This is a genomic window from Streptomyces sp. NPDC004610, assembly GCF_040609715.1.
Lineage (GTDB): Bacteria > Actinomycetota > Actinomycetes > Streptomycetales > Streptomycetaceae > Streptomyces.
In genome coordinates this window covers 1-24,013 of record NZ_JBEXLA010000012.1, presented here as the reverse complement: position 1 = coordinate 24,013, position 24,013 = coordinate 1, and the positions used below count along the sequence as shown (strand labels likewise).

General features: G+C 73.8%; 12 protein-coding genes and 1 pseudogene. 2 read left to right on the top strand and 11 right to left on the bottom strand.

Going from position 1 to position 24,013, the window contains the following annotated elements; all coding sequences use genetic code 11:
• Positions 1-94 precede the first annotated feature (94 nt).
• From ABZX40_RS15460 to ABZX40_RS15440, 5 genes and pseudogenes are all read right to left on the bottom strand, one after another.
• Positions 95-1,438, bottom strand: a complete 1,344-nt coding sequence (locus ABZX40_RS15460) for a molybdopterin molybdotransferase MoeA (RefSeq protein ID WP_355747939.1) — start codon at positions 1,436-1,438, stop codon at positions 95-97.
• A gap of 356 nt (positions 1,439-1,794) precedes the next feature.
• Positions 1,795-2,649: pseudogene (locus tag ABZX40_RS15455) on the bottom strand (NTP transferase domain-containing protein); the annotation flags it as partial.
• A gap of 90 nt (positions 2,650-2,739) precedes the next feature.
• On the bottom strand, positions 2,740-4,248 hold the full coding sequence (locus ABZX40_RS15450) for a dihydrolipoamide acetyltransferase family protein (RefSeq protein WP_355747936.1): 1,509 nt from the start codon (positions 4,246-4,248) through the stop codon (positions 2,740-2,742).
• Entirely contained in the window at positions 4,248-5,258 is a 1,011-nt protein-coding gene (locus ABZX40_RS15445) for an alpha-ketoacid dehydrogenase subunit beta (RefSeq protein ID WP_355747933.1), read from the bottom strand. Before ABZX40_RS15445 ends, ABZX40_RS15450 begins: the two co-directional genes overlap by 1 nt.
• Positions 5,255-6,391 (bottom strand): thiamine pyrophosphate-dependent dehydrogenase E1 component subunit alpha, encoded by a 1,137-nt coding sequence (locus ABZX40_RS15440; RefSeq protein WP_355747930.1) that lies wholly within the window; start codon positions 6,389-6,391, stop codon positions 5,255-5,257. The genes ABZX40_RS15445 and ABZX40_RS15440 overlap by 4 nt, the downstream gene beginning before the upstream one ends.
• A 358-nt stretch (positions 6,392-6,749) precedes the next feature.
• Here ABZX40_RS15440 and ABZX40_RS15435 point away from each other — a divergent pair, with 358 nt between their 5' ends.
• Complete coding sequence (locus ABZX40_RS15435) at positions 6,750-7,235, top strand: Lrp/AsnC family transcriptional regulator (protein WP_355748054.1); 486 nt, start codon at positions 6,750-6,752, stop codon at positions 7,233-7,235.
• 145 nt (positions 7,236-7,380) lie between these two features.
• Here ABZX40_RS15435 and ABZX40_RS15430 read toward each other — a convergent pair whose 3' ends face one another.
• From ABZX40_RS15430 to ABZX40_RS15415, 4 genes are all read right to left on the bottom strand, one after another.
• Positions 7,381-17,271, bottom strand: a complete 9,891-nt coding sequence (locus tag ABZX40_RS15430; protein ID WP_356009003.1) for a hypothetical protein — start codon at positions 17,269-17,271, stop codon at positions 7,381-7,383.
• A 236-nt stretch (positions 17,272-17,507) separates the two neighbouring features.
• Positions 17,508-17,648, bottom strand: a complete 141-nt coding sequence (locus ABZX40_RS15425) for a hypothetical protein (RefSeq protein ID WP_355747924.1) — start codon at positions 17,646-17,648, stop codon at positions 17,508-17,510.
• Between the two features lie 153 nt (positions 17,649-17,801).
• Entirely contained in the window at positions 17,802-18,392 is a 591-nt protein-coding gene (locus ABZX40_RS15420) for a TetR/AcrR family transcriptional regulator (protein ID WP_355747921.1), read from the bottom strand.
• Positions 18,389-19,906 (bottom strand): 3-hydroxyacyl-CoA dehydrogenase, encoded by a 1,518-nt coding sequence (locus ABZX40_RS15415; RefSeq protein WP_355747918.1) that lies wholly within the window; start codon positions 19,904-19,906, stop codon positions 18,389-18,391. Before ABZX40_RS15415 ends, ABZX40_RS15420 begins: the two co-directional genes overlap by 4 nt.
• A 184-nt stretch (positions 19,907-20,090) precedes the next feature.
• On the opposite strand from ABZX40_RS15415, the gene paaN reads away from it, so the two are divergent.
• Positions 20,091-21,785 carry a phenylacetic acid degradation protein PaaN gene (paaN, locus tag ABZX40_RS15410; RefSeq protein ID WP_355747915.1) on the top strand — a complete coding sequence of 565 codons (1,695 nt, stop codon included), beginning with the start codon at positions 20,091-20,093 and terminating at the stop codon, positions 21,783-21,785.
• Between the two features lie 69 nt (positions 21,786-21,854).
• Here paaN and ABZX40_RS15405 read toward each other — a convergent pair whose 3' ends face one another.
• A complete protein-coding gene (locus tag ABZX40_RS15405; RefSeq protein WP_355747912.1) occupies positions 21,855-22,664 on the bottom strand; it encodes a protein kinase in 810 nt (269 codons plus the stop codon).
• A 6-nt stretch (positions 22,665-22,670) separates the two neighbouring features.
• Positions 22,671-23,594 (bottom strand): radical SAM protein, encoded by a 924-nt coding sequence (locus ABZX40_RS15400; protein ID WP_355747909.1) that lies wholly within the window; start codon positions 23,592-23,594, stop codon positions 22,671-22,673.
• Positions 23,595-24,013 lie beyond the last annotated feature (419 nt).

The window sequence follows — 24,013 nt, the reverse complement described above, 5'->3', positions numbered from 1 at the left end:
CACGGGGCGGGTCATAACTGGCTCCGGCTCCGGCTCTGGATCCGACTCCGGATCTGGATCTGGATCCGGAGCCGGAGCCGGATCTGGGGATGTTTCACGTGAAACACGCGGCGATGCCCGAGCCCGTCCAGGGCAGATCCAGCAGTTCCGTCTCCTGCCCGGCCCCCGCCCCACCCGGCCGTACGACGGCCAGCGCGTCGGCCGCCGCGATACCGCGCAGCATCGCCGGACCGTGATAGCGCAGCGGCACGGCCGTCTCCCCGCGCAGCAGCACCGGCACCAGCCGGGTGTCGTCGGGGTGCCCCTGCACGGCGTCCTGGAGCGGCAGACGGTACGGCTCCGGCGCCGGGCGGGCCGCCAGGGTGCGCAGCAGCGGTTCGGCGAGGGTGAGCAGCCCGGAGACGGCGGCGAGCGGGTTGCCGGGCAGGCCGACCAGATGCCGGCCGGGGCCGATCCGGGCGAGCAGCATGGGGTGCCCGGGGCGGACCCGCACCCCGTCCACGAGGAGTTCGGCGCCGATCCGCTCCAGGGCGGGGTGGACGAAGTCGAGCGGGCCCGCGGCGGTGCCGCCGGTGGTGACGATCAGCTCGGCGTCGCTGGTGGTGACGGCCTGGTGCAGGGCGTCGGCGTCGTCGCCGAGACGGCGGACCGCGGTGACCTCCGCGCCGAGCGCGCGCAGCCAGGGCGGCAGCAGCGGGCCGAGCGCGTCCCGGATCAGCCCGTCGTGCGGGAGGCCCTCGGTGAGGAGTTCGTCGCCGAGGATCAGCACCTCGGCGCGGGGGCGGGGGACGGCGGTGAGGGTGTCGTACCCGGCCGCCGCGGCGAGGCCGAGCACGGCCGGGGTGACGAGGGTGCCGGGCGGCAGCAGTTGGTCGCCGCTGCGGCACTCCTGGCCGCGCGGGCGGATGTCCTGGCCGTGGCTCATCTCATGGGTGGGGTGGAGCCGCCCGTTGTCGTCGAGGCGGCCGTGCTCGCTGCGCAGGACGGCGGTGGCGTCGGGCGGGACCCGGGCGCCGGTGGCGATCCGGACGGCCTCGCCGTCGGCGAGCGGCGCGGCGGGGGCGTGCCCGGCCAGCACGCCGTCCGCGCGGACCGCCCAGGGCCCCGGTCCGGCGACCGCCCAGCCGTCCATGGCGGAGGTGTCGAAGGAGGGCAGGTCGGTGAGGGCGGCTAGGGGGGTGGCGAGGGTGCGGCCGAGGGCGGTGTCCAGGGGGACGGGGGTGGGGGCGCGGCGGGGGGCGCCGGGGCCGGGGCGGGCGGCGCGGGCGGCGGTCTCACGGGCCTCGGGCCAGGGGGTGGCCCGGTGGCGGGGGGTTCCCTGGGCGGTGGGGGTGCGCGGGGAGGCGGGCCGGGGCGGGGGGCTCGGGCGGGGGTCACCGGCGTGCCGCACGAGGGCGAGCACCTCCTCGACGTCGAAGTCGTCGGCGGGGGCGGTCATCCGGCACCGCCGCGCGCGGTACCGGGGTCAGCGGCGGCGGGGTGTGGTTCGGCGGGGTGTGGCGTGACGGGGTCAGCGGCGGGGTCTGGTTCGGCGGGGTCCGGCGTGACGGGGTCACCGGCGACGGGGTCCGGCTCGGCGGGGTCCGGCGTGACGGGGTCACCGGCGACGGGGACCGGCTCGGCGGGGACCGGCGTGACGGGGTCACCGGCGACGGGGACCGGCTCGGCGCGGTCCGGCGTGACGGAGTCACCGGCAGCCGGGACCGGCTCGGCGGGGACCGGCGTGGCCGTGGCCCCGGGGGAGTCCGGCTTGGCCGTGGCCCTGGGGGAGTCCGGCTTCGCCGTGGCCTCGGGGGTCGTGTTCTCCTCCGCCCAGCGCAGGGCGAGGGCGGTGGCCCTGCGGGAGGCTTCGGCGACGGCTTCGGGGCCGCCGCCGGCCCGCGCGGCGGCATAGCCGACGAGGAAGGTGGTCAGCGGCGCCGCGGGCCGGGCCACACCATGGGCGGCGTCGCGCGCCACGTCCAGCAGGGCGCGGAAGTCGACGTCCAGATCGATGCCGAGTTCGTCCTTGACCGCGGAGATCCATTCTTCCAGCACGTGCCCATGCTCCCTGATGCGTGCTCTGGCGGCGGCGATGTCGTCCCAGGTGTCGCAGTCGAAGGACGCGACCGGGTCGGCGATCCGGGTGAGGTGCAGTGCGCTGGTGAGGCGGCGCAGGGGAAGGCCGGTGAGGGTGCCGTCATGTCCGGCGGCCAGGTCGGTGAGGGCGCGGCGCAGCGGGGCGGCCCGGTAGGCGGCGACCAGCGGCTGGTCCCGGCCGTCGGGGTCGGTCAGCAGCGCCGCGTCGGCGCGGGAGCCGGTCAGGGCGTCCAGCAGCCGCCCCACGGTCGTGTCCTGGAGGAACGGCAGATCGGCGGAGAGGACGAGCAGCCGGTCGGCGGAGGTGTGCCGCAGTCCGGCGCCGAGCGCGGCGAGCGGGCCGCCGCCGGGCGGGTCCTCGCGGGCCCAGGACACCGGGCGGGCGGTGGGCCGGGGATCGGCGACGACGACGGTGGTCCCGGCACCGGCGCAGGCGGCGAGCACCCGGTCGAGCAGGGCCCGGCCGCCGACCCGCACGCCCGGTTTGTCCGCGCCCCCGAGGCGGCGGGCGGCACCACCGGCCAGTACGACGGCGTCGTACGCGTCACCGGAACGCTCCGCTGTGGTCACTCCCCGAGTATGCGGCCCAGGGTGATCACAGGGAACGACACGGACACCACCCGTCTCGGTTCACGGAGTGCGGGGTCAGGGCGTTCCGGGTCAGAGCGTGCGGAGCAGTACCGCCGGTTGTTCCACGCAGTCCGCGACGAAGCGGAGGAAGCCGCCCGCCGTGGCGCCGTCGCAGACCCGGTGGTCGAAGGTGAGGGAGAGCTGCACGACCTGGCGGACCGCCAGCTCGCCCTCGTGCACCCAGGGCTTGGGGACGATACGGCCGACGCCGAGCATCGCGGCCTCGGGGTGGTTGATGATCGGCGTGGAGCCGTCGACGCCGAAGACGCCGTAGTTGTTGAGGGTGAAGGTGCCGCCGGTGAGGTCGCCGGGGGTCAGGGTGCCCGCGCGGGCCGTCTCCGTCAGCCGGGCGAACTCGGCGGTCAGCCCCTCCGCGTCCCGGGTCTGCGCGTCCTTGACGACCGGGACCACCAGCCCCCGGTCGGTCTGGGCGGCGAACCCGAGATGCACCCGGTCCAGCCGGACGATCTCCCGGGCGGCCATGTCCACCGTCGCGTTCAGCTCGGGGAAACGGGCCAGGGCGGCGACGCTGATCCGGGCCAGCAGGGCGAGCACCGAGATCCTGGGTCCCGCCGCCGTGTTCATCGCCGTGCGCGCCCGCATCAGCTCGGTCGCGTCGGCGTCCACCCAGCAGGTGGCGTCCGGTATCTCCCGGCGGCTGCGGGACAGCTTGTCGGCGACGGCACCCCGGACGCCCTTGAGGGGGACGCGGGAGACGTCGGCCGCGGGGGCGGGGACCGGCGGTGCCGTCACCTGGGCGGTACGGGCGTGGATCTGCGCGACGCGGGCCGCGTACTCCACGTCGGCGCGCAGGATCAGGCCGTCCGGGCCCGAGCCGGTCAGCTCGTGCAGATCCAGGCCGTGTTCCCGGGCGAGGCGGCGGACCAGCGGGGAGATCACCGGGACGGGACCCTCGGCCGGGGGCGCCTCGGGGCGGGGCGGGGCGGCCACGGCGGTACGCGCCTGCGGGCGGACCCGGCGGCGACGGGCGGGGGCATCGGCGGTGCCGTATCCGACCAGGACGTTTCCGGAGCCCTGGGAGGGGGTGGCGTCCGGGGAGGGGCGGGTGCCGTTGGCGGTGGCGGGCGGCGGGGTGGGCTCGGACTCGGGCCCCGACCCCGCTCGCGGCGCGGCCGAGGACGCTTGCGGCGCCGCCAGCCCCACTTCCCGTTCCGCCGAAGACGCTTCCGGTGCCCCCGACCTCACTTCCCGTTCCGCCGAAGACGCTTCCAGCGCCGCCGACGACACATCGGATCCCGACGATGACGCTTCCGGCCCCCCGGCGGAGCCCTCCGCTCCCACCGCCACCATGATCAGCGGGGCGCCCACCGGCAGTTCCGTGCCCTCCTCGCCGAAGCGGGCCGTGACCACGCCGCCGTAGGGGCAGGGCACCTCGACCATCGCCTTGGCCGTCTCGACCTCGACCACCGGCTGGTCGACGGCGACGACCTCGCCGACCTCCACCAGCCAGCGCACGATCTCCGCCTCGGTGAGCCCCTCGCCGAGGTCGGGGAGCTTGAACTCCAGCACCTGTGCCATCAGCTCTCGGCCTCCCATTGCAGACGCGCCACGGCGTCCAGGATCCGGTCGACGCCGGGCAGGTGGTGCCGCTCCAGCATCGGCGGCGGATAGGGGATGTCGAACCCGGCGACCCGCAGCACCGGCGCCTCCAGACGGTGGAAGCAGCGCTCGGTGACCCGGGCCGCGATCTCTCCGCCCGGTCCGCCGAACCCGCCCGACTCATGGACCACGACCGCTCGCCCGGTCCGCCGCACCGAGGCGCAGACCGTGTCGTCGTCGAACGGCACCAGGGTGCGCAGATCGACCACTTCGAGGTCCCACCCCTCCTCCCGGGCGGCCTCGGCGGCTTCGAGGCACACGGGGAGCGACGGGCCGTACGTGATGAGCGTGGCGCTCCGGCCGGAGCGCCGCACCACCGCGCGGCCTATCGGCTCAACGGTTCGCGGCTCCTCCGGGTTCCAGGAGTCCTTCGACCAGTACAGCCGCTTGGGTTCCAGGAAGACCACCGGGTCGTCGGAGGCGATGGCGGCGCGCAGCAGCCCGTAGGCGTCGGCGACGGTGGCGGGGGTGACGACATGCAGGCCGGGGGTGGCGATGTAGTACGCCTCGGAGGAGTCGCTGTGGTGCTCGACGCCGCCGATGCCGCCGCCGTAGGGGATGCGGATGGTGAGGGGGAGGGGCTGGGCGCCGCGGGTGCGGTTGCGCATCTTGGCGACATGGCTGAGGAGTTGCTCGAAGGCCGGGTAGGCGAACGCGTCGAACTGCATCTCCACGACCGGCCGCAGTCCGTACATGGCCATGCCGACGGCGGTGCCGAGGATGCCGGCCTCGGCGAGGGGGGTGTCGGTGACGCGGTCGTCGCCGAACTCCTTGGCGAGCCCGTCGGTGACCCGGAAGACCCCGCCGAGCGTGCCGACGTCCTCGCCGAGGACATGGACGGACGGGTCCTCGGCGAGGGCGTCGCGCAGGGCGCGGGTGAGGGCCTGGGCCATGGTGGCCGGTTTCACGGCCGGTGCCACCGTGGTCATCGCGGCGCCCCTTCCTGGTCGGCGGCGAGTTCGGCGCGCAGAAGGGCCTCCTGCTCGCGCAATTGCGGGGTGGGCTCGGCATACACATGGGCGAACAGATCCATGGGGTCGAGGACCACGTCCGCGTTCATCCGGGCCCGCAGATCGGCGGCGAGGGCCTCGGCGGCGTCCCGCGCGGCGGTCTTCCCTGCCTCGTCGAGCAGCCCGCGCGCCTCCAGCTCGCGCTCCAGCAGCAGCACCGGGTCGTGGTCGCGCCACGCCTCGATCTCGGCGTCGCCCCGGTAGCGGGTGGCGTCGTCGGCGTTGGTGTGCGCCTCCATGCGGTACGTGATCGCCTCGACCAGCGTGGGCCCACCGCCCTCGCGGGCGCGGCGTACGGCGTCGGTGAGCACCTCGTGGACGGCGGCGGCGTCGTTGCCGTCGACCAGGCGGCCCGGCATGCCGTACCCGACGGCCTTGTGGGCGAGGGAGGGGGCGGCGGTCTGCTTGGCGAGCGGGACGGAGATCGCGAAGCCGTTGTTCTGGACCAGGAAGACGACCGGCGCGCGCCAGACGGCGGCGAAGTTCAGCGCCTCGTGGAAGTCGCCCTCGCTGGTGCCGCCGTCGCCGACCAGGGCGAGGGCGACCACGTCGTCCCCCTTGAGGCGGGCGGCGTGGGCGAGGCCCACCGCGTGCGGGAGCTGGGTGGCGAGGGGGGTGGAGAGCGGGGCGACCCGGTGGGCGCGGGGGTCGTAGCCGGTGTGCCAGTCGCCGCGCAGCAGGGTGAGGGCCGCTACGGGGTCCACTCCGCGGGCGATGACGGCGAGGGTGTCGCGGTAGCTCGGGAAGAGCCAGTCGCGCTCCTGGAGAACCAGCGCGGCGGCGATCTCGCACGCCTCCTGACCGGTGCTGGACGGGTAGACGGCGAGCCGGCCCTGCTTGGTGAGGGCGGTGGCCTGCGCGTTGTACCGGCGGCCCTTGACCGTCTCGGTGTAGAGGCGGCGCAGCAGGGCGGGGTCGGTCCCGGCGGCCCGAGGGGTGCCGAGGACGCGGTGGGGTTCGGGGTCGGGCAGCAGGGGGGCGGGGTCCGTGCGCGGCTGCCAGGCGGGCGGCGGTGCGGGCCGGTAGGCATCCCGCTGCTCCATGACCGTCATGTGCGGCACCTCCTCGTGGGTGGGGCGTGGGTGGGGCGGGAGTGAAGCGGGCGTGGGGCGTGGGGCGCGGATGGAGCCGGGATGGAGCCGGAGTCGACCGGGAGTGGACCGGGAGTGGACCGGGAGTGGGGCCGTTGTGGGGAGCGGCGCGGGGCGCGTCGCGGGGAGCGGGGCGCCTCCCCTACCGATTGTTCGGTAGTCGGCACATTTTGGCTACGGACGACCGCAGGCTGTGGACAAACGGTTCTCCACAGCCTGAGATGGACGCAGTACGTCCACCTGACGGAGGCGGGGGCAGATGTCATCTGAACAAATGGCCGAAGGCCCGGAGAACGGCGACCTTCCGGGCGATCTCCCGATGGCCGCCGTGCCCGCGCCGGACGCGGAGATTCCGCCGCCGCGCCCGCTGGACGCCATCGATCAGGACATCCTGCGGATGCTCCAGGCGGACGGCCGCGCCTCGATACGGTCGGTGGCCGAGCGGGTCCATGTCTCGCGCGCGAACGCGTACGCCCGTATCAACCGTCTGGTGGAGGACGGGGTGATCCGCGGCTTCGGCGCCCGGGTCGACCATGGCCGCGCCGGGCAGGGCACCTCGGCGTACATCACCCTGAAGATCGTCCAGAACTCCTGGCGCACGGTCCGCGAGCAGCTGCGCGAGCTGCCCGGCGCGGCACACATGTCCCTGGTCGGCGGGGACTTCGACGTCCTGCTCCTGGTCCATGTCGCCGACAACCGGGCGCTGCGGGAACTGGTCTTCACCCGTCTGCACGCCCTCCCGGAGATCCTGAGCACGCGGACGCTGCTGGTGTTCGAGGAGGAGAACCTGGAGCCGCCGGGGTGAGGGCGGCAGCAGGGCACCGGCCTCCGGTTCCAAAGGCAGTTCGAGGCCATGGCCAAGTCTGCCCCCGGCCCCGGCCAGACCCCGCAGATACTGTCCGATCCAGTGGAGGTCGCCTCTCTGACGGGCTGCATCGTGCCCCGCGCCCTCAGTGGGACACCGCCCCCGTCAGGATCGCCTCGATGTGGTCCGCGGTGCCGGACGCCGGGGTCGGAGAACGCCACCACACGGGTGGGTTCGGGGTCGTCGTGCCCGGTGGCGGGGGCGTGCGGTGGCCCCGGTGGGGTGGGGCGAGCCGGTGCTCCATCACCTCCGTCAGGGAGTCGCCGTGGTGGGTGGTGGTGGTGCCGTCCGGGCGGTAGTGGGTCCAGGGGGCCGGGAGGCCGTCCGGGGTGAGGGCGTGGAGGTCGGTGTCCTGGCGGATGCCCGCCGTTGTCGACAGCACATCGCGGCCCAGGGCTCGGGCGAGGGCCGCGGCGAAGGCGGGGGAGACGCCGCCGGCCACCAGGATGACGGGACGGTCGTCGCCGTCGTCGGTGCCCAGTGCCGCCGCCAGTTGCTCCGGGTCCAGGGTCAGGGGCGTCGGGCGCCAGTGGCCGGACGCGGGGTCCTGTGCGGCGGCCGTGAGGGTGACGCGGTCGGTGCGGGGGTCGTAGTCCGCGGCCACGGGGGACCAGTCGCCGTACCGGGGCAGGGCGTGCGCGGCGCGCAGGCGGGTGAGGTCGGCGGGGGTGGCCGGGCCGTCGGGGAGGTGGGGGAAGTAGCGGCCGTGGGGGGTGGGGATGCCGGTGGCGGGGAGGGGGACGCCCAGGGTGAGGGCGGTTTCCGGGTCGATGAGGAGTTCCGCCGCGCCGTCCAGGCGGTAGGTGAGGTGCGTGGTCCCGGGCGAGTGGGCCAGCGGGCCCTGGCGTTGGGCGGCGTCCACGCGGATCGTCGTCAGGAGGCCCGCGCCGACGCGGAGGTAGGCGCTCTCCCGGCGGACGGCGACCGGCTGGACCAGGCGTTCGGACGCCCCGCCGCCATGGTCGTGGTTCTGGCCCAGCGCGGCACCGGGGGTGAGGGGGACGGAGCGGGTGCCGGTGCTGAAGCTGGGGCCGCCGTTCACGGAGAGCGTGCCGTCGTCGCCGGAGCCGTAGGACAGGACGTGCTCGGTCATCCGGAGGGTCTCGGCGGTGTGGCGGGCCCGGATCCAGCCGAGGGGGACCGGGTCGTAGAAGCGGTGCCGGACGTGGAGGTCACCGCGGAGGGTGGTCAGCGGGCCGTTGTCGCGGATCAGGTCCGGGAAGGTGTGGCCGTCGTCGAGGGTGAGGTGGAAGCCCGCCATCACCTGGTGGCGGCCGAGCACCGCCGCGTACGCCTCGAAGGGGAGTCCGGCCGCCGTGAGGAGTTCGGAGACGGCCGCGGGGGCGTCGCCGGGGGTGGTGAGGGCCGTCAGGGAGTGGTCGAAGAGGTGGCGGAGGGCCTGGGCGTCCACCCCGGCCGGGAGGACACCGCGGTTCAGGATGTGCGCGCGGGTCACGGGCAGGAGGCGCAGGTTCTCGCGGGTGAGGGTGGCCGCGTCGGTGGGGTGCCCGCCGGGGTGGTGCGGGGTGTCCACTCGGACCGCTGTCCGGGTGGGGGTGGTTGTGGGGATGGTTGTGGGGATGGTTGTGGGGATGGTTGTGGGGATGGTTGTGGGGAGGGAGCGGGGGGAGTGGAGGGCGGCCGGGATCAGGACTCCGTCCAGCAGGTCGATATGGGCGGAGGCCGTGGTGGGGGTCGTCGTGCCGGGCTCCAGGGTCAGGCGCAGGCTCCGGCCCAGGGCGAGGGCGGGTCCGGCCAGGCCGAGGGTGAGGGCGTGCAGCGCCTTGCCGGGGACGTAGTCGCGGTACAGCGTCGCCGTGATCCGCAGCCGTCCCTCGTAGCGGTGGCTGCCGCCGATCACCCCCGTCACGTCCCGCAGCCGCAGGATGTCCCCGGCGCCCCACTGCTGCGACCGGTAGCGGCTGCCGTCGAAGCCCGCCCCGGCGTAGCTGCTCACCTCGGTGGTCGCGGGGATCGCCGACGTGGACGCGCTCGCCCCCGCCCCGTAGCCGAGCGTCGTCGTGCCGGAGCGCACACTGCGGCGGGTGTGCAGGCGGTACGTGGAGACCTCGGCGTCGGTCGTGCCCCGGTAGGTGTAGCCCTCGTCGCCGGGGGGCGGCGCGGCGCGCAGGACGAGGCTGAACTGCGCGGTGACGCCGGGGAGGGAGTGGGACAGGTGCAGGACGAGGCCGGGGCCGAGGAGGGTGTCCCGGTGGGCGAGGAGCGCGTCGTGGCCGAGGATGGTGTGCAGGGCGGACGGCAGTCCGGTGCGGCGGGGGCCGGTGGGTTGGGTGGGTTGGGTGAGTTGGGTGAGTTGGGTGGGGGCCGTGTGCCACTGGGTGTGCAGGAGGCGGCTGTCCACCGCCGCCAGTACGTCGCGGACCATCGCCAGGACGGGGTTCAGGCCCTCGCCCGAGGGGTGCGCAGGGGGGTCCGACCACTCCAGGGTGTCCCCCGCCGCCATCAAGGGGACCTCGGACGGGGCCAGCCGCTCGGGGACGCCGGGCGGCGGCTGCTGCGACGGCTGCCGTGCCTCCGGGCGCAGGACGACGACCCCGCCCTCGACCAGGGTCTGCGCACGGTGCTCGGCCGCCGACCAGTTCCCGGCCATGTTGCCCTGCCAGGTGCGGACGGTCGTCGTCCACAGCATGTGCCCGCGGTGCGGGGTGTAGGGGCGGGGCTCATGGGATATCCAGCGGCCGGTGAGGACCTCGTGGGACTCGATGGCCGTGCTCTGGACACTGCGCAGGGTGCGGTTCCCCGACAGACCGCCGGACGCCTCCCGCCCGGCCAGATCGCCGAGCCGGCCCGACGCCGAGTGCGAGACGCTCCGCGTACCGCCGAGGACGAGGGCGGGCTCGGAGTCCATGATGTCGCTCTGCCGCAGCTCCACCCGGCCCGGTTCGGCGGCGAGGGAGTACGGCTGCCCCACCACGGTGACCACCGCGTGACGGTCCCCGAACGTGCCCGCCTGGACGACGGTGAAGGTGTGCGCCACCGGTCCGCCGCCCCACATCGAACGGCCGATGAGATCGTCCTCGTTGAGGGAGTCGAGACCGTCGGCCGCGCTGCGCGGCGCGATTCCGGCGCCGGTGAGCAGGGCCTCGGCGGTGGCGCGCAGCGCGGGGATCCCGAGGATCTCGACCGGCAGATCGTCGGGGCGCAGCACCTCCGGCGTCTCCCCCGCCAGCCGGGACCAGGAGGGGGGCGGGGAGAGAGGGGCGGGGCCGCCCGGGGAGAGCGGAGGGAGTCGGCGGGTCACCGCGGAACCGAGGGTGGTGGGGGTGGCCGGGGTCAAGGGGTGGGCCGGTGGGGCGCTTCTGGGGGACAGGCCCTCGGCGATGACGTGGCGCATCAGGCCGGGGAGTTCGGCCGTGCGGTGGACGGTACGGTCCGGGGCCTGCGGGGTGGCGCGGCGCGTCAGGGTGTCGCCGACCCGGTCCAGGACCTGGCGGCCCAGCCGGTACGCGGTGCCATGGGGCTGCCGGGGTACGAAGTCCACCGCGACCTGGAGCCGGTACACCGCCGGGACGGTCATCGCCAGCGCCGGGCCCTCGTAGACGAACCCCAGCGACGCCCAGGCGCCCGCGCGCACGGTCAGGGCGGAGCTGCCGGCGAGGGAGCCGCCGTACTGGCCGGAGAGGCCCGCACTGCGCAGGGCGAGTCCGGGGGGCCGGACCGTCAGACTGCCGCCGAGGCCGCCGCCGAACTGCGCCGCGACCCGCTCGCGGGCGCCCAGGTCGCTGTAGGAGATGGGGTAATGGTCGATCCGGGCCCAGGGGATGCGGTCGGTGCTCCAGGGTCCGGCGGGGGCCATGGTGAGCCGGACGTCGATCCACAGATCGCCGCCGACGACCGGATAGCCGCGCCGGAAGCCGGTCCGGTCGCTGATGGCCTGGCTGGTGTACGGCAGCAGGGCCGTCAGGGAGAAACGCTGGCCGAGTTCGCGCTCCAGGGTGTGCCGGGTGAGGGCGGGCAGCGGGGCCACCACCGCCGCGAGGCGGGGGTCGAGCAGCGCCCGGTCGATCTCCTCCAGGGCCCTGGGGACCAGCCGGTCGGCACCGGCGAGCAGATCCACGACGGAGGTGCCGCGGCTCAGTCCGTGGAGAACGCCGGGTGGGGGGAGGTGGTGGGGGTCAGGGTTGGGGAGAGGGGCGGGGGCGGTCGGTTCGGAGGTGATGGTGGTGGTGGCTGCTGCGGCGGACAGTTCCGCTTCGAAGCGGGCGCTGTCGCGCTCGGGTACGCGTACATACGCCGTCAGGGTGTCGGTCACCGTACCGGCGGCGGTGCCGACGGACGAGCGGACCTCGGTGGTGAGGTCCAACCGGAGCCGGTAGACATGGGTGTCACTGGGATAGGCGACATACCGCCAGTCCCCACCGCCGCGTGAGGCGGAGATCGAGCGGGCGGTCGACAGCGAGCCGCTGAGCGAGCCTCGTACTCCCCCGCCGATGACGGTTCCGGAGGCGGTGGTGGCGCTCGGCGGCGTCAGACCGCCCGACAGCCCCAGCGAGACACCGCTGCCGACGCCCTCGGACTCGCCGGACCAGAACAGATGCCGGGCGTCCTGCTGGACATAGCCGGAGGTGAGGTCGATGTGCTGCGCCGAGGTCAGCCGGGCCCGCAGCCGGAAGGCGGCCCAGTCCCCTCCGGAGTCGCCGGTACCAGTACCGGTTCCGGTACCAGTTCCGGTGACCGGGAAGACCGCGGATGTGTATCCGGCGCCGAGTACGTGCTCGTGCACCTGGTACAGGGACTCGTCCGAGAACAGGTCCTGTACGGCGGTGACGAGGGTGGGTCCGGCGGCCGGGAACCGTTCCAGGATCCGGGCCGCGGCGGGGCGGGGGCCACCGTCGAGCGAGAGGGCCTCGGTGATGGTGGTGACGCGGCCCAGCACCTCGTGGAAGGCGGCCGGGGCGGAGGAGGGCGGGGTCAGCGGTGGGCGGACCTCGGTGGTCCAGTCGGGGCCGTCCGGCGTGGTGAGGGGGGATTCGTCTTCCGGGAAGGCGAGGAGGGCGGGGGCGGGGAGGGCGGCGGTGCGGATGAGGTCTTCGGGGTTCGGGGAGGGGTTGGAGTTGGGGTCCGGAGTGGGGTTGGGGTTCGGGTACGAGACCGTCCAGGTGGTCTCCGTCGCCTCGAAGTACGCGAACTGCTGGTGCCAGACCTGCCGTACGGACTGGATGACCGCGCCCGTGTAACCGCCGTGGCTCCGGGAGCCGTTCGCGGAGAGGGTGGGGCCGAGGGCGAAGCCCGGCAGGCGCGGGTTGCCGGTGGCCGTGCCGACCGGGCCGAGCGGCAGGGAGACGGAACGGTGGTCGGCGAAGCCGTCGAACGTCGACGGGTTCATGATCTGGGGCAGATCCAGGGCCTGGGAGGGACGCGCCCCGGTCTGGGCCGACCCGATGTCCTCGGGGCGCCGGTAGTGCGTGCCGGAATCGCCGTCCAGGCCATCGATCCGGAGCCGGAAGGTCACCGGGTGACGGAGGCCGGGGAGCGTGACCGGGAGCCCTTCGGGCGAGGCCAGGAGGCGGCCGGCCGCCACCGCGCCCAGGGTGCCGAGGGCCGCGCCCAGAGCGGTCCGGGCGGGTTCGCGGAGGGGCTCGGGCAGGGGGGCGGTTCCCCAGGCGGCGAACTCGTCGTGGGCGTCGAGCGACAGCTGTCCGACGCGGGCCACCCGGCCCCACTCGCCCCAGGGGAGGGGCTGTTCGGGGGTGTGCCGCAGGGTGTGCAGGACCCGGCCGGGGAGGCGGCGGGTGGAGGGCTCGGCCGACTTCGGTGCGGGCTGCGGCTCGGGCTCGGGCTCGGGATCGGTGGTGAGGGTGTCGAGTTCGGTGGTGAGGACGAGGAGGTCGTGGACGGTGGACGCGGTGGCCGGGGTGGTCCGCAGATGGGTGGCCGTGTCCCAACGGTCGGCGAGGGCGTTCAGTTCCGCGCGGCGGTCGGTGGGGAGCCGGTCGTGGGCCGTGTCGAGCCGGGGGCGGGCCGAGGCGTGGAGTTCCTCGGCGCGCGCGGTGTGGAAGTCCTCCACCCGGTGGTGCAGCCGGGCCGACATCCCGCGCAGCCGTACCGTCCGGTCGTGCTGGCCGGGACGCCAGGGCTGCCCGGCCAGGGCCCGGAGTTCACCGAGGGTCGTGCGGAGATCGGCGTGTTCACGGGTGGCCCGCTCGGACAGGGCCGCGAAGGGCTCCGCCCCCTCGACCGCGAGTGCCGCCGCCCCGGCGGTGGCCGCCGCGTCGGTCCGGGCGGTCTCGGCGGCCGTCTCCCACAGGACGCGCAGCCGGGCCGGGGTCAGCCGTCCGCCGCCGTCGGGCCGGTCCGCGACCAGCGCGGTCAGGGCCTGGGCGTCGGCCCGGGTGACGGGGGCGTGATCGGCGGGTCCGAGATAGCCCCGGACGAGGGTCTGGAGGTCGCGGGGGCGCGGGTGGGCGGAGGGGAGGGGGTCGGTGAGGGTGTGCAGCACGGCGAGGTGCCTGGTGCCGAAGGCGCGGCCGTGCAGTTCGAAGGCGAGGCTGCCGAGGGCGAGCAGCCGGGACAGCCGGGCGTGCGGGAGGACCGCGTCGACCACGGCACCGGTCCTGGTGCCGATGCCGACGCTCTCGGCCAGGGCGAGGAGGTTGCGGCGGCGGTCGGCAGCGGCGGTCGTCTCCGGAGGGTGCGGCGCGGGGGCCGTCTGGGGAGGGGGCGCGGGAATCGTTTCCGCAGGGGGCGCCGACAGGGTCTCCAGGCGGGCCACGGCGGCGGCGTCCTGCGGGGTGAAACGGTGGTGCGGGGTGATGCCGTAGACCTCGGCGAGGGGGAGGTTCTCCCGGCGGAACCCGCGCAGACGCTGATCGGCGAGGTCGGTCACGGACACGGCCTCGGTTTCGAGCCGCCGGACCGTCTCCGGGGACGGGTCCGGGTGAGGGACGGCGGCCTGGGCGGCGGCGGTGCGCAGCGGGGTGAGATCGCCGTTGGGGAGGGCGAGTCCGAGGGCGGCGACCAGATCGAGGCGCTCGGCGGCCCGGTCGACGGCGAGGACGGTCGCTTCGGGGAGGCGGTGGCCGGTGGCCGACGGGTCGTCGGGGCGGTCGTCCAGCAGGGAGCGGAGTTCGGTGCGCAGGGAGTGGAGCACGCCGGGCCCGGTGCGGGCGGAGGGGGGCAGGGCACCGTAGGCGCGGGTGGCCGGGGGGTCGGTGACGGCGTCGACGGTGGTGACGGGGCGGGGGGCGCTCGGCAGGGCCTGGGGCAGGACGGAGCCGTCGGGGCCGATCACGACCACGCGGGTGTCTGCCGGGGGCCAGTCGGGGGGCCGGATGTCGACACGGGGGCCGCCGTCGGACTGCATCTCGACCCAGCGGGTGCCGGTGTCGGTCTGGTGGGCGGCGTAGGCGTGGCCGAGGCCGGTGGTGCTCTGGGTGAGGATCAGCGCGGTCGAGCCGGGACCGGCGACGGCGAGGGCCTCCCCGACGGTGCTCCAGGAGGTGACGGTGGTCCAGCCGGGCCCGGCGGCGAGACGCCGGTCGGCGCGGGCGGTGCCCAGGTCGGTGTCGTCCAGGGTCACGGTGGGCCGGATGCCGGTGCCGCCGGGGGCGCGGTCGGGGCGCTGGAAGAGGTCGAGGGTGTTGGCGGGGTAGAGCTGGCGGGCGAGGTGCTCCACGAGGATCACGCAGTTGATGAGGATGAGGGGGGTGGGGGTGGGGGTGGGGGTGGAGACAGGGGATGCGGTGGGGGTGGGGGTGGGGGTGGGGGCGAGGGAGGGGTGGGCGTCGAATTCCGTACGGGCGCTGTGCGCGGCGGCGTTCACGGCGGTGATCAGTCGCCGGTCGTCGAGGAGCGGCCCGTCGTCACCGGCGGCCGTGCTCACCACCGGGGTCAGCGGGCCGCCGTCCCCACCCGCTTCCCCGTCGTCCACGCCCCCGGGGCGGAGGGCGCCGACATCGATGCCGTCGGCCTTTCCGGGCCCGGTGTTCACGGGTGCGGGCACGGGCACGGTGGGCCTGGGCCCGGCTGCGGGCGCGGTACTCCCACCGGATGGCGGGGCCGGGGTCGAAGCGGGGGTCGAGGGCGGGGTGGGGGTCTGGGTGGAGGTGGGGGTCGAGGGCGGGGTGGGGGTGGAGGTGGGGGTCGGAATCGAGGTCGAGGTCGAGGTGGGGATCGGGATCGGAGCCGGGGTGGGAGGCAAGATCTGCACCGGGGCCGGGATCGAGGTCGAGGTCGGAAGCGAGGTCGGCATCGAAGTCGAGGCCGAAGTCGGGATCGAAGCCGGAATCGAGTCCGAAGCCCAGGTCGGAATCGGCCCCGGCGCGGGAGCCAAAGTCGGCGCCCCCGGGGCAGGGGCCGGAACCGGGATCGAAGCCGAGGTCAGCACCGGAGTCGAAACCGAGACCGGAACCGGAACCGGAGTCGAAGTCGAAACCGAGACCGGAACCGGAGTCGACGTCGGAGCCGGATCCGGAGCCGGAGCGGAAACCGGACCCGCCCCCGCCCCCGCCCCCGAACCCCCCATCGGCGTCGACATCGGCACCGACTCCGACACCGGCATAGAAAACACCCCCCCGAACGACATCCGCACCTTCCCCGCCAGCCAACTAGCCTTCAGATCCAGCGCCGACGCCGTGCGCTCGCTCGTGATCGAGGACAGGAACCCACCCCCGCTCACACTGAACTGGCGGAGCACGAGCCCGTTGTAGAGCATCTCCGCGCCCACCCCCGTCAGACCGTCGCCGACCACGCCCTGGACGACGAAGTCCAGGAACTTGGCCGCCCTGCCCCGGCCGAGCAGCTCGGCCACCCCGGTCGACAGCGCCCGGGTGACACCGCTCCCGTACGACGCGGGCAGGCCCCCGTCGAGTGCCCGGCGCAGCGCGTCGCCGAGGCCGTCGCGTCCGGCGTGGGTGAGGAGGGCGGACGCCCACCCCTCCCCCAGGGCTGTGGCCGGGCCGTCGCCCAGTTCGTCGCCGAACCGCCGCTGGAAGATCTCGCCCAGGTCCCGGACGAACGCGTCGCCGATGGCATCGGGCGGCGTGCCGCGGGCCAGCAGCCCCACCGTGTCGGTCACCCGGCCACCGAGGTCACGGGCGAACACCGTGTCCGGCCCAACCACGAAACCGTTGCCCAGCCCGTCCACGGAACCCTTGCCCGGCCCGCCCACGGAGCCCATGCCCGGCACATCCACAAAGCCGTTGCCCGGCACATCCACAGAACCCTTGCCCCCCACAGCCACCGGGACCGGCACCGGGCTCTTGCCGAGGCGGTGGCTGAGTGCCTCGTCCACCAGGCCGGTCAGCGATTCCCGGAGGTTGCGGTTGAGCGCCTTGTTCAGGCTCTGCGCCAGCCAGGACGCGGCGAACTGCATCGGCACCGCCACCAGCCCCGCGAACGCGCCGAACCCGATCGCCTGGAAGAGGTAGGTGTCGCCCTGGGTCGTGTGCTTGCCCTGGCGGGCCAGCATCCACTGGGCCAGCCGGTCCATCGCCGCCGCGAGGCCCACCTGGACGACCTGCTGGAGGAGGATCGACGCCACCACCCGGGCCACCAGGCTCTTCAGGATCGCCCGGTAGATCGCCCGCAGGAACGCCTGCCGCAGCAGCGCGCCCGTGGGGTTCCAGATCGCCATGACGAAGGTCAGGGCGAACTCGACGAGGAACATGCCCAGCTGGAGGAGGATCATCAGGTTGGTGTACTCGACCTGGTAGGCCGACTCCTGGGCCATGTCGCCGAGTTCGCGGGCCGCGTCCCGCAGTCCCGCCAGCACCGTCAGCCCCTCCGGGGACGCCAGGGACTGCATGGCCCGCAGATACGCCTCGCCGAAGGCGCCGTTGGTCTGGTCCGACACCGACTGGGTGACCCGGACGAGGAGTTCCTCGACCTGCCCGAGCCGTTCCTCCAGCTCACGCTGGGGCAGCACCAGGTACTCCCGCATCAGCGCGGGGTCGGCCGCGGGCATCCGCTGGCCCGTGAGCACGAAGAACAGGTTGTTGAGGTCGTCCGAGGGCATGGCGTCAGTCCCGATCAGGAGGAGTTCCGGCGGCAGAACCGCCCTCGCTCGCTTCCGTCGGGAAGGGTGCGTCTCAGGCCGGGACGGGGCGCCCCGGGCCGAGGCCGCTGGAGTGGCGGTACCGGGACGGGGCTGGGGACGGCGGCGCTCGGAACGCGTCGCGCACGCGCTTCACCCGGCGCGGGCCGGGGAGGCGGGGGCCGGCCGGGACCTGGTGTCGGTCCCCGGCCGCGGGCTCAGCCCCGCGCGGTACAGAGCGCGCTGTTCACGCGCAGCAGATCGACGGCCCGGTCGGCGGCGAACAGACTCAGCAGATGCGCGGGCGCCGTCGGGCAGCCCTGCGACCGGCGTACCGCCGGTCCGGGAACTGCGTGCACGAGGCGTCTCCGTCGCTGTGGCCGCCGGCGCCCTCGGGGGGCCGACTGGGGCGGACAGTCAAACCGCGGGGCCGGACGGCTGTCAATGTCCTGCATCACAGCCGCCCTTGCCGCACCCGCCCGATGGCCGGTTCCTCAAGTTCCTCAAGTTCCTCAGTGCTGCCGGCGCAGCCCCTCGAACACCAGCCGCGAGACCGCCTCGGCCACCTCTTGCGCGTCGGCGCCGCGCGGAGCCGGGCGGTACCACTCCACGATGGAGTTGACCATGCCGAAGACCAGCCGGGTGGCGAGACGGACCTCGATGTCACCGCGTACGTCGCCGTCGGCGGCGGCGGCCTTGAGGAGTTCGGCCACCTGGTGGTCGAAGTCGCGGCGGCGCTCCAGGGCCCAGCGTTCGGTGTCGGTGTTGCCACGGACGCGCAGCAGCAGGGTGACGTAGGGGAGTTCGGTGATGAGGACCTCGACCATGCGGCGCACGACGTGTTCCAGGCGGTCGGCGGAGCGGCCCTCGCGCGCGGGGGGCTCCTCCAGGATGGCGAAGAGACCGTCCAGGGCGCGGCTCACGGCGCGGCGCAGGAGTTCCTCCTTGCCGGAGACATGGTGGTAGATGGACGACTTGCTGATGCCCGCCGCGCGGGACAGATGCTCCATGGAGGTGCCGTCGTAGCCGCGTTCGATGAAGACCTGGACGGCGACCGAGAGGAGGGTCTCCGGGGTGTAGGTGTCGCGCTTGGCCGTGGTCATGAGGTGCTGCCCTCCCGCTTGTCGGTGGCATAGGCGTGGCGGTAGAGCGCGAGGGACGGCGCGTAGCGGCCGGACGGATCGCGCAGATGGAGGTCGTCCAGGAGGGCGTACGCCCAGTTGCGGCCCAGGCGGCGGCTCCATTCGAACGGGCCGAGGGGGTAGCTCACGCCGAGGCGCATCGCGGTGTCGATGTCCTCCTCGGTGGCGACGCCCTTGGCGACGGCGTCATGGGCGAGGTCCACGATCCGGGCGACCGTGCGGGCGACGATCATGCCGGGGACGTCCCCGAGGACGCTGACCTTCTTGCCGAGCGCCTGGAAGAGGCCGGTGGCCTCGGCGAGGGTCTGGGTGGTGGTGTCCTGGGAGGCGGAGAGGGCGATCCGGGTCGCCCTGCGGTAGTCCAGCGCCAGATCGAAGTAGACGACGTCCCGGAACTCGACCGAGGTCTGGCCGTCGGCCAGGGCGAGCTGGCCGCCGCCGGGCAGGACCAGCCGGGTGCCGTGGTCCTCGTCCTCGGTGCGGACCGGGATGCCCGCCTCGCGGATCAGCGCGAGCAGCTCGGCGGCCGGGCCGAGATCGCCCTCGGCGACGACGTACGCGGGCGGCGCGGAGGGCTCCGCGGTGTGCGGTTCGGCGGGCTCGGCGTCCTCGCGGTGGTCGTACCAGCCCTGGCCGGTCTTGCGGCCGAGGCGGCCGGACTCCACGAGTCGGCGCTGGGCGAGGGAGGGGGTGAAGCGGGGGTCCTGGAAGAAGGCGGTCCAGACCGAGTGGGTGACGGATTCGTTGACGTCCTGGCCGATCAGGTCGGTCAGCTCGAAGGCGCCCATCCGGAAACCGCCGCTCTCGCGCAGCACCGCGTCCAGGGTGGCCGGGTCGGCGCCCTGGGCCTCGTAGACGGCGAAGGCCTCGGCGTAGAAGGGCCGGGCGATGCGGTTGACGATGAAGCCGGGGGTGTCGGCGCAGGCCACCGGGGTTTTCCCCCAGGCGCGGGCCGTCTCGTAGGCGCGGGTGGCGGACGACACGTCGGTGGCGGAGCCGGAGACCACCTCGACCAGCGGCAGCACCGGCGCCGGGTTGAAGAAGTGCAGGCCGACCAGGCGGCCGGGGGCGCGCAGGGCGCCGCCGAGGGCGGTGACGGAGAGGGAGGAGGTGTTGGTGGCGAGGAGGCAGTCCTCGGCGACGATGTCCTCCAGGGCCCTCAGCAGGTCCCGTTTGGTGTCCAGGTCCTCCAGGACGGCTTCCACGACCAGCGCGCAGTCCGCCAGCTCGGCGAGGCGCTCGACGGGCCGCAGCCGCGCCCGGACGGCGTCCGGGTCCGGGCCGCCCGGCAGGCCCTTCGCGGCGAGCCGGTCCAGCCGGGCCAGGATCGCGTCGGCCGCGTCCCGAGCCCGCCCCGGTACGGCGTCGTACAGCCGTACGGGATGGCCCGCGACCAGGGCGACCTGGGCGATGCCCTGGCCCATGGTGCCGGCGCCCGCGACGGCCACGGGGCTGCTGAGGTCGAGTGCTGTCATGTGCGCGATCCTCCCGCACCGGGTTGTCCACGGATACGTCGGACCCCCTTGTACCGACCGATCGTTCGGTTACTCTAGCTCTGTCATGCCTTTCCTGTCCTTGCTTCCGTCCTTGCTTCCGTCCTTGCTTCTGCCCAGGTCATGAACTCGCCGGCGAGTTCATGAGACAAGGAGTTGGTCACCCATGGCCGCCGCCGCCCTCTCGGCGAACGAACTGATCACCCGCCATCGCGCCACGCTCGACCAGGCCCTGGAGGCGATCGGCACCCGCGCGTACTGGTCCCCCCACCCCGAGCACCCCAAGGCGTACGGGGAGAACGGCAGCCTGGACGCCGCCGCGGGCAATGCCGCCTTCGACGCCCTGCTCGGCACCCGTCTCGACCTCGGCCAGCCCGGCACGGACGGCTGGGTCGGCGACGAGGTCTCCCCGTACGGCATCGATCTCAAGGTCGACTACCCGCACGCGGACCTCGATGTGCTGCTGCCCGCGATGAAGGCCGGGCAGCGCGCCTGGCGGGACGCCGGGCCGGAGGTCCGCGCGCTGGTCTCGATCGAGATCCTCCAGCGGATCAGCGACCGCACCCATGAATTCGCCCACGCGGTGATGCACACCTCCGGGCAGGCGTTCATGATGGCCTTCCAGGCCGGTGGACCGCACGCCCAGGACCGCGGCCTGGAGGCCGTCGCGTACGCGTACGCCGAGCAGACCCGCACGCCCGCGCGCGCCGACTGGACCAAGCCCCAGGGCAAGCGCGACCCGCTCGCCCTCACCAAGACCTTCACGGCCGCCCCGCGCGGCATCGGCCTGGTCATCGGCTGCAACACCTTCCCCACCTGGAACGGCTTCCCGGGCCTGTTCGCCTCCCTCGCCACCGGCAACGCCGTCCTGGTCAAGCCGCACCCGCGCGCGGTGCTGCCGCTCGCGCTGACGGTCGCCGTCGCCCGCGAGGTGCTCACCGGGGCCGGATTCGACCCGAACCTCGTCGCGCTCGCCGCCGAGCGGCCCGGCGAGGGCATCGCCAAGGACCTCGCCACCCGCCCCGAGATCCGGATCATCGACTACACCGGCTCCACCGGGTTCGGCGACTGGCTGGAGACCCACGCCCGCCAGGCCCAGGTCTACACCGAGAAGGCCGGCGTCAACACGGTCCTCATCGACTCCGCGGGCGACTACCAGGGGATGCTCTCCAACCTGGCGTTCTCCCTCTCCCTCTACAGCGGCCAGATGTGCACCACCCCGCAGAACCTCCTCATCCCCCGCGACGGCATCGCCACCGACCAGGGCCCCAAGACGTACGACGAGGTCGTCGCCGATCTCGCGGGCGCGGTGTCCGGCCTGCTCGGCGACGACGCGCGGGCCAACGCCCTGCTCGGCGCGCTCGTCAACCCGGACGTCCGGGCCCGACTGGAGGGCGCGGCGGGGCTCGGCGAGGTCGCGCTCGCCTCCCGCGAGGTGGTGAACCCGGACTTCCCCGAAGCGGTGGTCCGCACCCCGGTGATCGTCAAGGTGGACGGGACCAAGCCGGACGACGAGGCCCCGTACCTGGAGGAATGCTTCGGTCCGGTGTCCTTCGCCGTCGCCGTCGACTCCGCGGCGGACGCGGTGGAACTGCTGCGGCGGACCGTACGGGAGAAGGGCGCGATGACGGTCGGGGCGTACACGACGGACGCGGAGGTGGAGCGCGCCGTCGAGGACGTCTGCCTGGAGGAGTCGGCGCAGTTGTCCCTGAATCTGACCGGCGGGGTGTACGTCAACCAGACAGCGGCGTTCTCCGACTTCCACGGCTCCGGCGGAAACCCGGCGGCGAACGCCGCACTGTCCGACGGAGCGTTCGTGGCGAGCCGGTTCCGGGTGATCGAGGTACGACGGGAGGGGTGACCTTGCAGGTGCAGCCGTGGCCCGGACATCCGAAACGTCCGGGCCACGGCCTTGGCGCGAGGAGGCCGGTCACTCAGCGAGACGCACGCCTCGGCGCTCGCACCAGGCTCGGCACGCCACCACCATGGCCGCCAACCACGATGCGTCAGGGCTCTTGGCGGCGCGGAAGAGGTACATGCGCGCCGTAGCGGCCACGAAGGCATCGATCGCCTTCCGGTCGGCCCTGCCCCAGGCCTTGCACTGGGCCGCCCACGACTCGGCTTCGGCCGGGCTGTGCCCTGAGGCGATGAGCTGGAGCGCCAGGATCGCCGGATCGATGAAACCGGCACCTCTGGTCGGCCAGGACCAGTCCACCAGCCACAACCGTCGCTCCCCCACGAGAAGGTTGCTCGGGTTCACGTCCGTGTGCAGCAACGCGTCACCCTGGAACCAGGCGGCCTCGCCCGCGCTGGTGGCGAAGCGGTCCCAGCGGGTCTCGGCCCAGTCCCGGGCCTGACGGGGCACGTCGATTCCACCGATGGAATCGACCAGTTCGACAACGCCCGGCAGATCCACCGAGCCCGGCAGCAGAGTGGCGGATCGAGCTTCGACCCACTCGAACCCGAGCACGATCCAACGAGCGTCCTCCGCCTCCCACAGAAGTCGGGGGGAGAACTGCCGGACGGAGGGGTTGATCAGCGCCTCTCTGGCGAACGAGTCCGCTCGCCCACCGGGCCGGTTCCGCACCGCCTTGACGAAGAAGCGCCCCTTCACGGCGTCCACCCGCGCTGTCAGGTCCGTGCTGAACCCCCGCACCGTGCGCCGGATGTCGTGCACCACGCCCGTGTGGGGCCGGATCAGGGCCCTGATCTCGGATTCGGGCTCGGGCTCGGCGCTCATGATCCTTCAGTTCCTCGGGTTGCACTCGGTTCCCGGGTATCCGGGGGTGCACTCGTCGTCGGTTTCGGGCCCGCAGGGAGGCCGTTGGTCATCGGGGCCGCACGGGCTGTCAGGCCCGCAGCTCATCGAACGGGTCAGCCCCCGTCCCTGCCGGATTGCCGCTTGGGCGTCCGCCATTTCGGGCCCGCCGAGGATAGCGGCCAGCGGGGTGCGCCGGGCGTTGCCCACGCCGATCCAGGTGGAGAAGACACAGGGGGAGACCTGTCCGTCCGGTCCGATGGATGCACGCCCGTCGCCGCATCGCCCGCACAGACCACCGATGTGCGGCTTCCGCCCCTCGGCTGCCCGGCCGAACGGCCGGGTGTGGTCCACGCGGACGTCCGTCACGCCAAGCGCGTGCAACTCCGCCGTGGCCTCCGCTCCGGTCTCGGAGGGGTCCAGGACGACTACGGATGCGCGGAGAGGGATGTGCTTCGCAACGGCCCGCTTGATGTTCGTGAGCGTACGGGCGTGGCTGGGCCGTTTCGTGACGCTGTTGTGCTGGGCCGGAGGCCCGTAATAGGACGTGGCGAGGCTCACGCCTTCACGTTGGAGCAGCCGCCAGCAGTCGGCCGCGACGTGGACGAGATTGCTGTAGACCTCGACTTTGAGGCCGACGTCGAGCGCGTGCCCCACCAGTTCCGCGAAGTGCGGGTGCATGGTCGGCTCGCCTCCGATCATCTGCACGAGTCGGATGCCGTACCCCGCAGCCTGGTCCAGGACGCTCAGCCAGTTCTCACGGCTCATGTCGCCGTGACTGCCCGAGGGGCCTGAGGCGTTGTAGCAATGGGTGCATTCGAGCTGGCAGTTGCGGGTCAGGTCCAGCCAAAGGAACCGGGGCGCCACTGGGGCGTCTCCGTCGGCTGGCGCCTCAAGAAAAGGTGCGGTCACGCTCTCACTCCTCTGATCAGAGTTGTGGTGCATCGGGCGCCCGCCCTGGTGGCGCTCGGGTGTTCCTGGACCGTGCCCTTGCAGGGCGGGCAGACCTTTTGCCCGGAATCGAACCGGGGCCTCGAAGCCTCGAAGCTCCCTGCGAACGGCAACGAAAGCGGGGAGCCGGCGCTGTGCGAGGTGCTCGCGCTCTACCACTGAGCTACAAGGGGGGATGCCTATGTCCGGCACCGGGCCGGACTCGCCGGTGTGGCCGTTCGGTGGACGCGCACCGGCCTTGGTTCATGGGCTCGCTGCCAACACTCGTGGGGGGGAACTTAGGTGCGGAGCACCATGCAGAGCGCGAATCCGCAGGACCCGCTCAGCACGGCGATCAGAAGTGGTCCGGTGACCGCTGCGGCGAAATCCCGAAAGCGCCT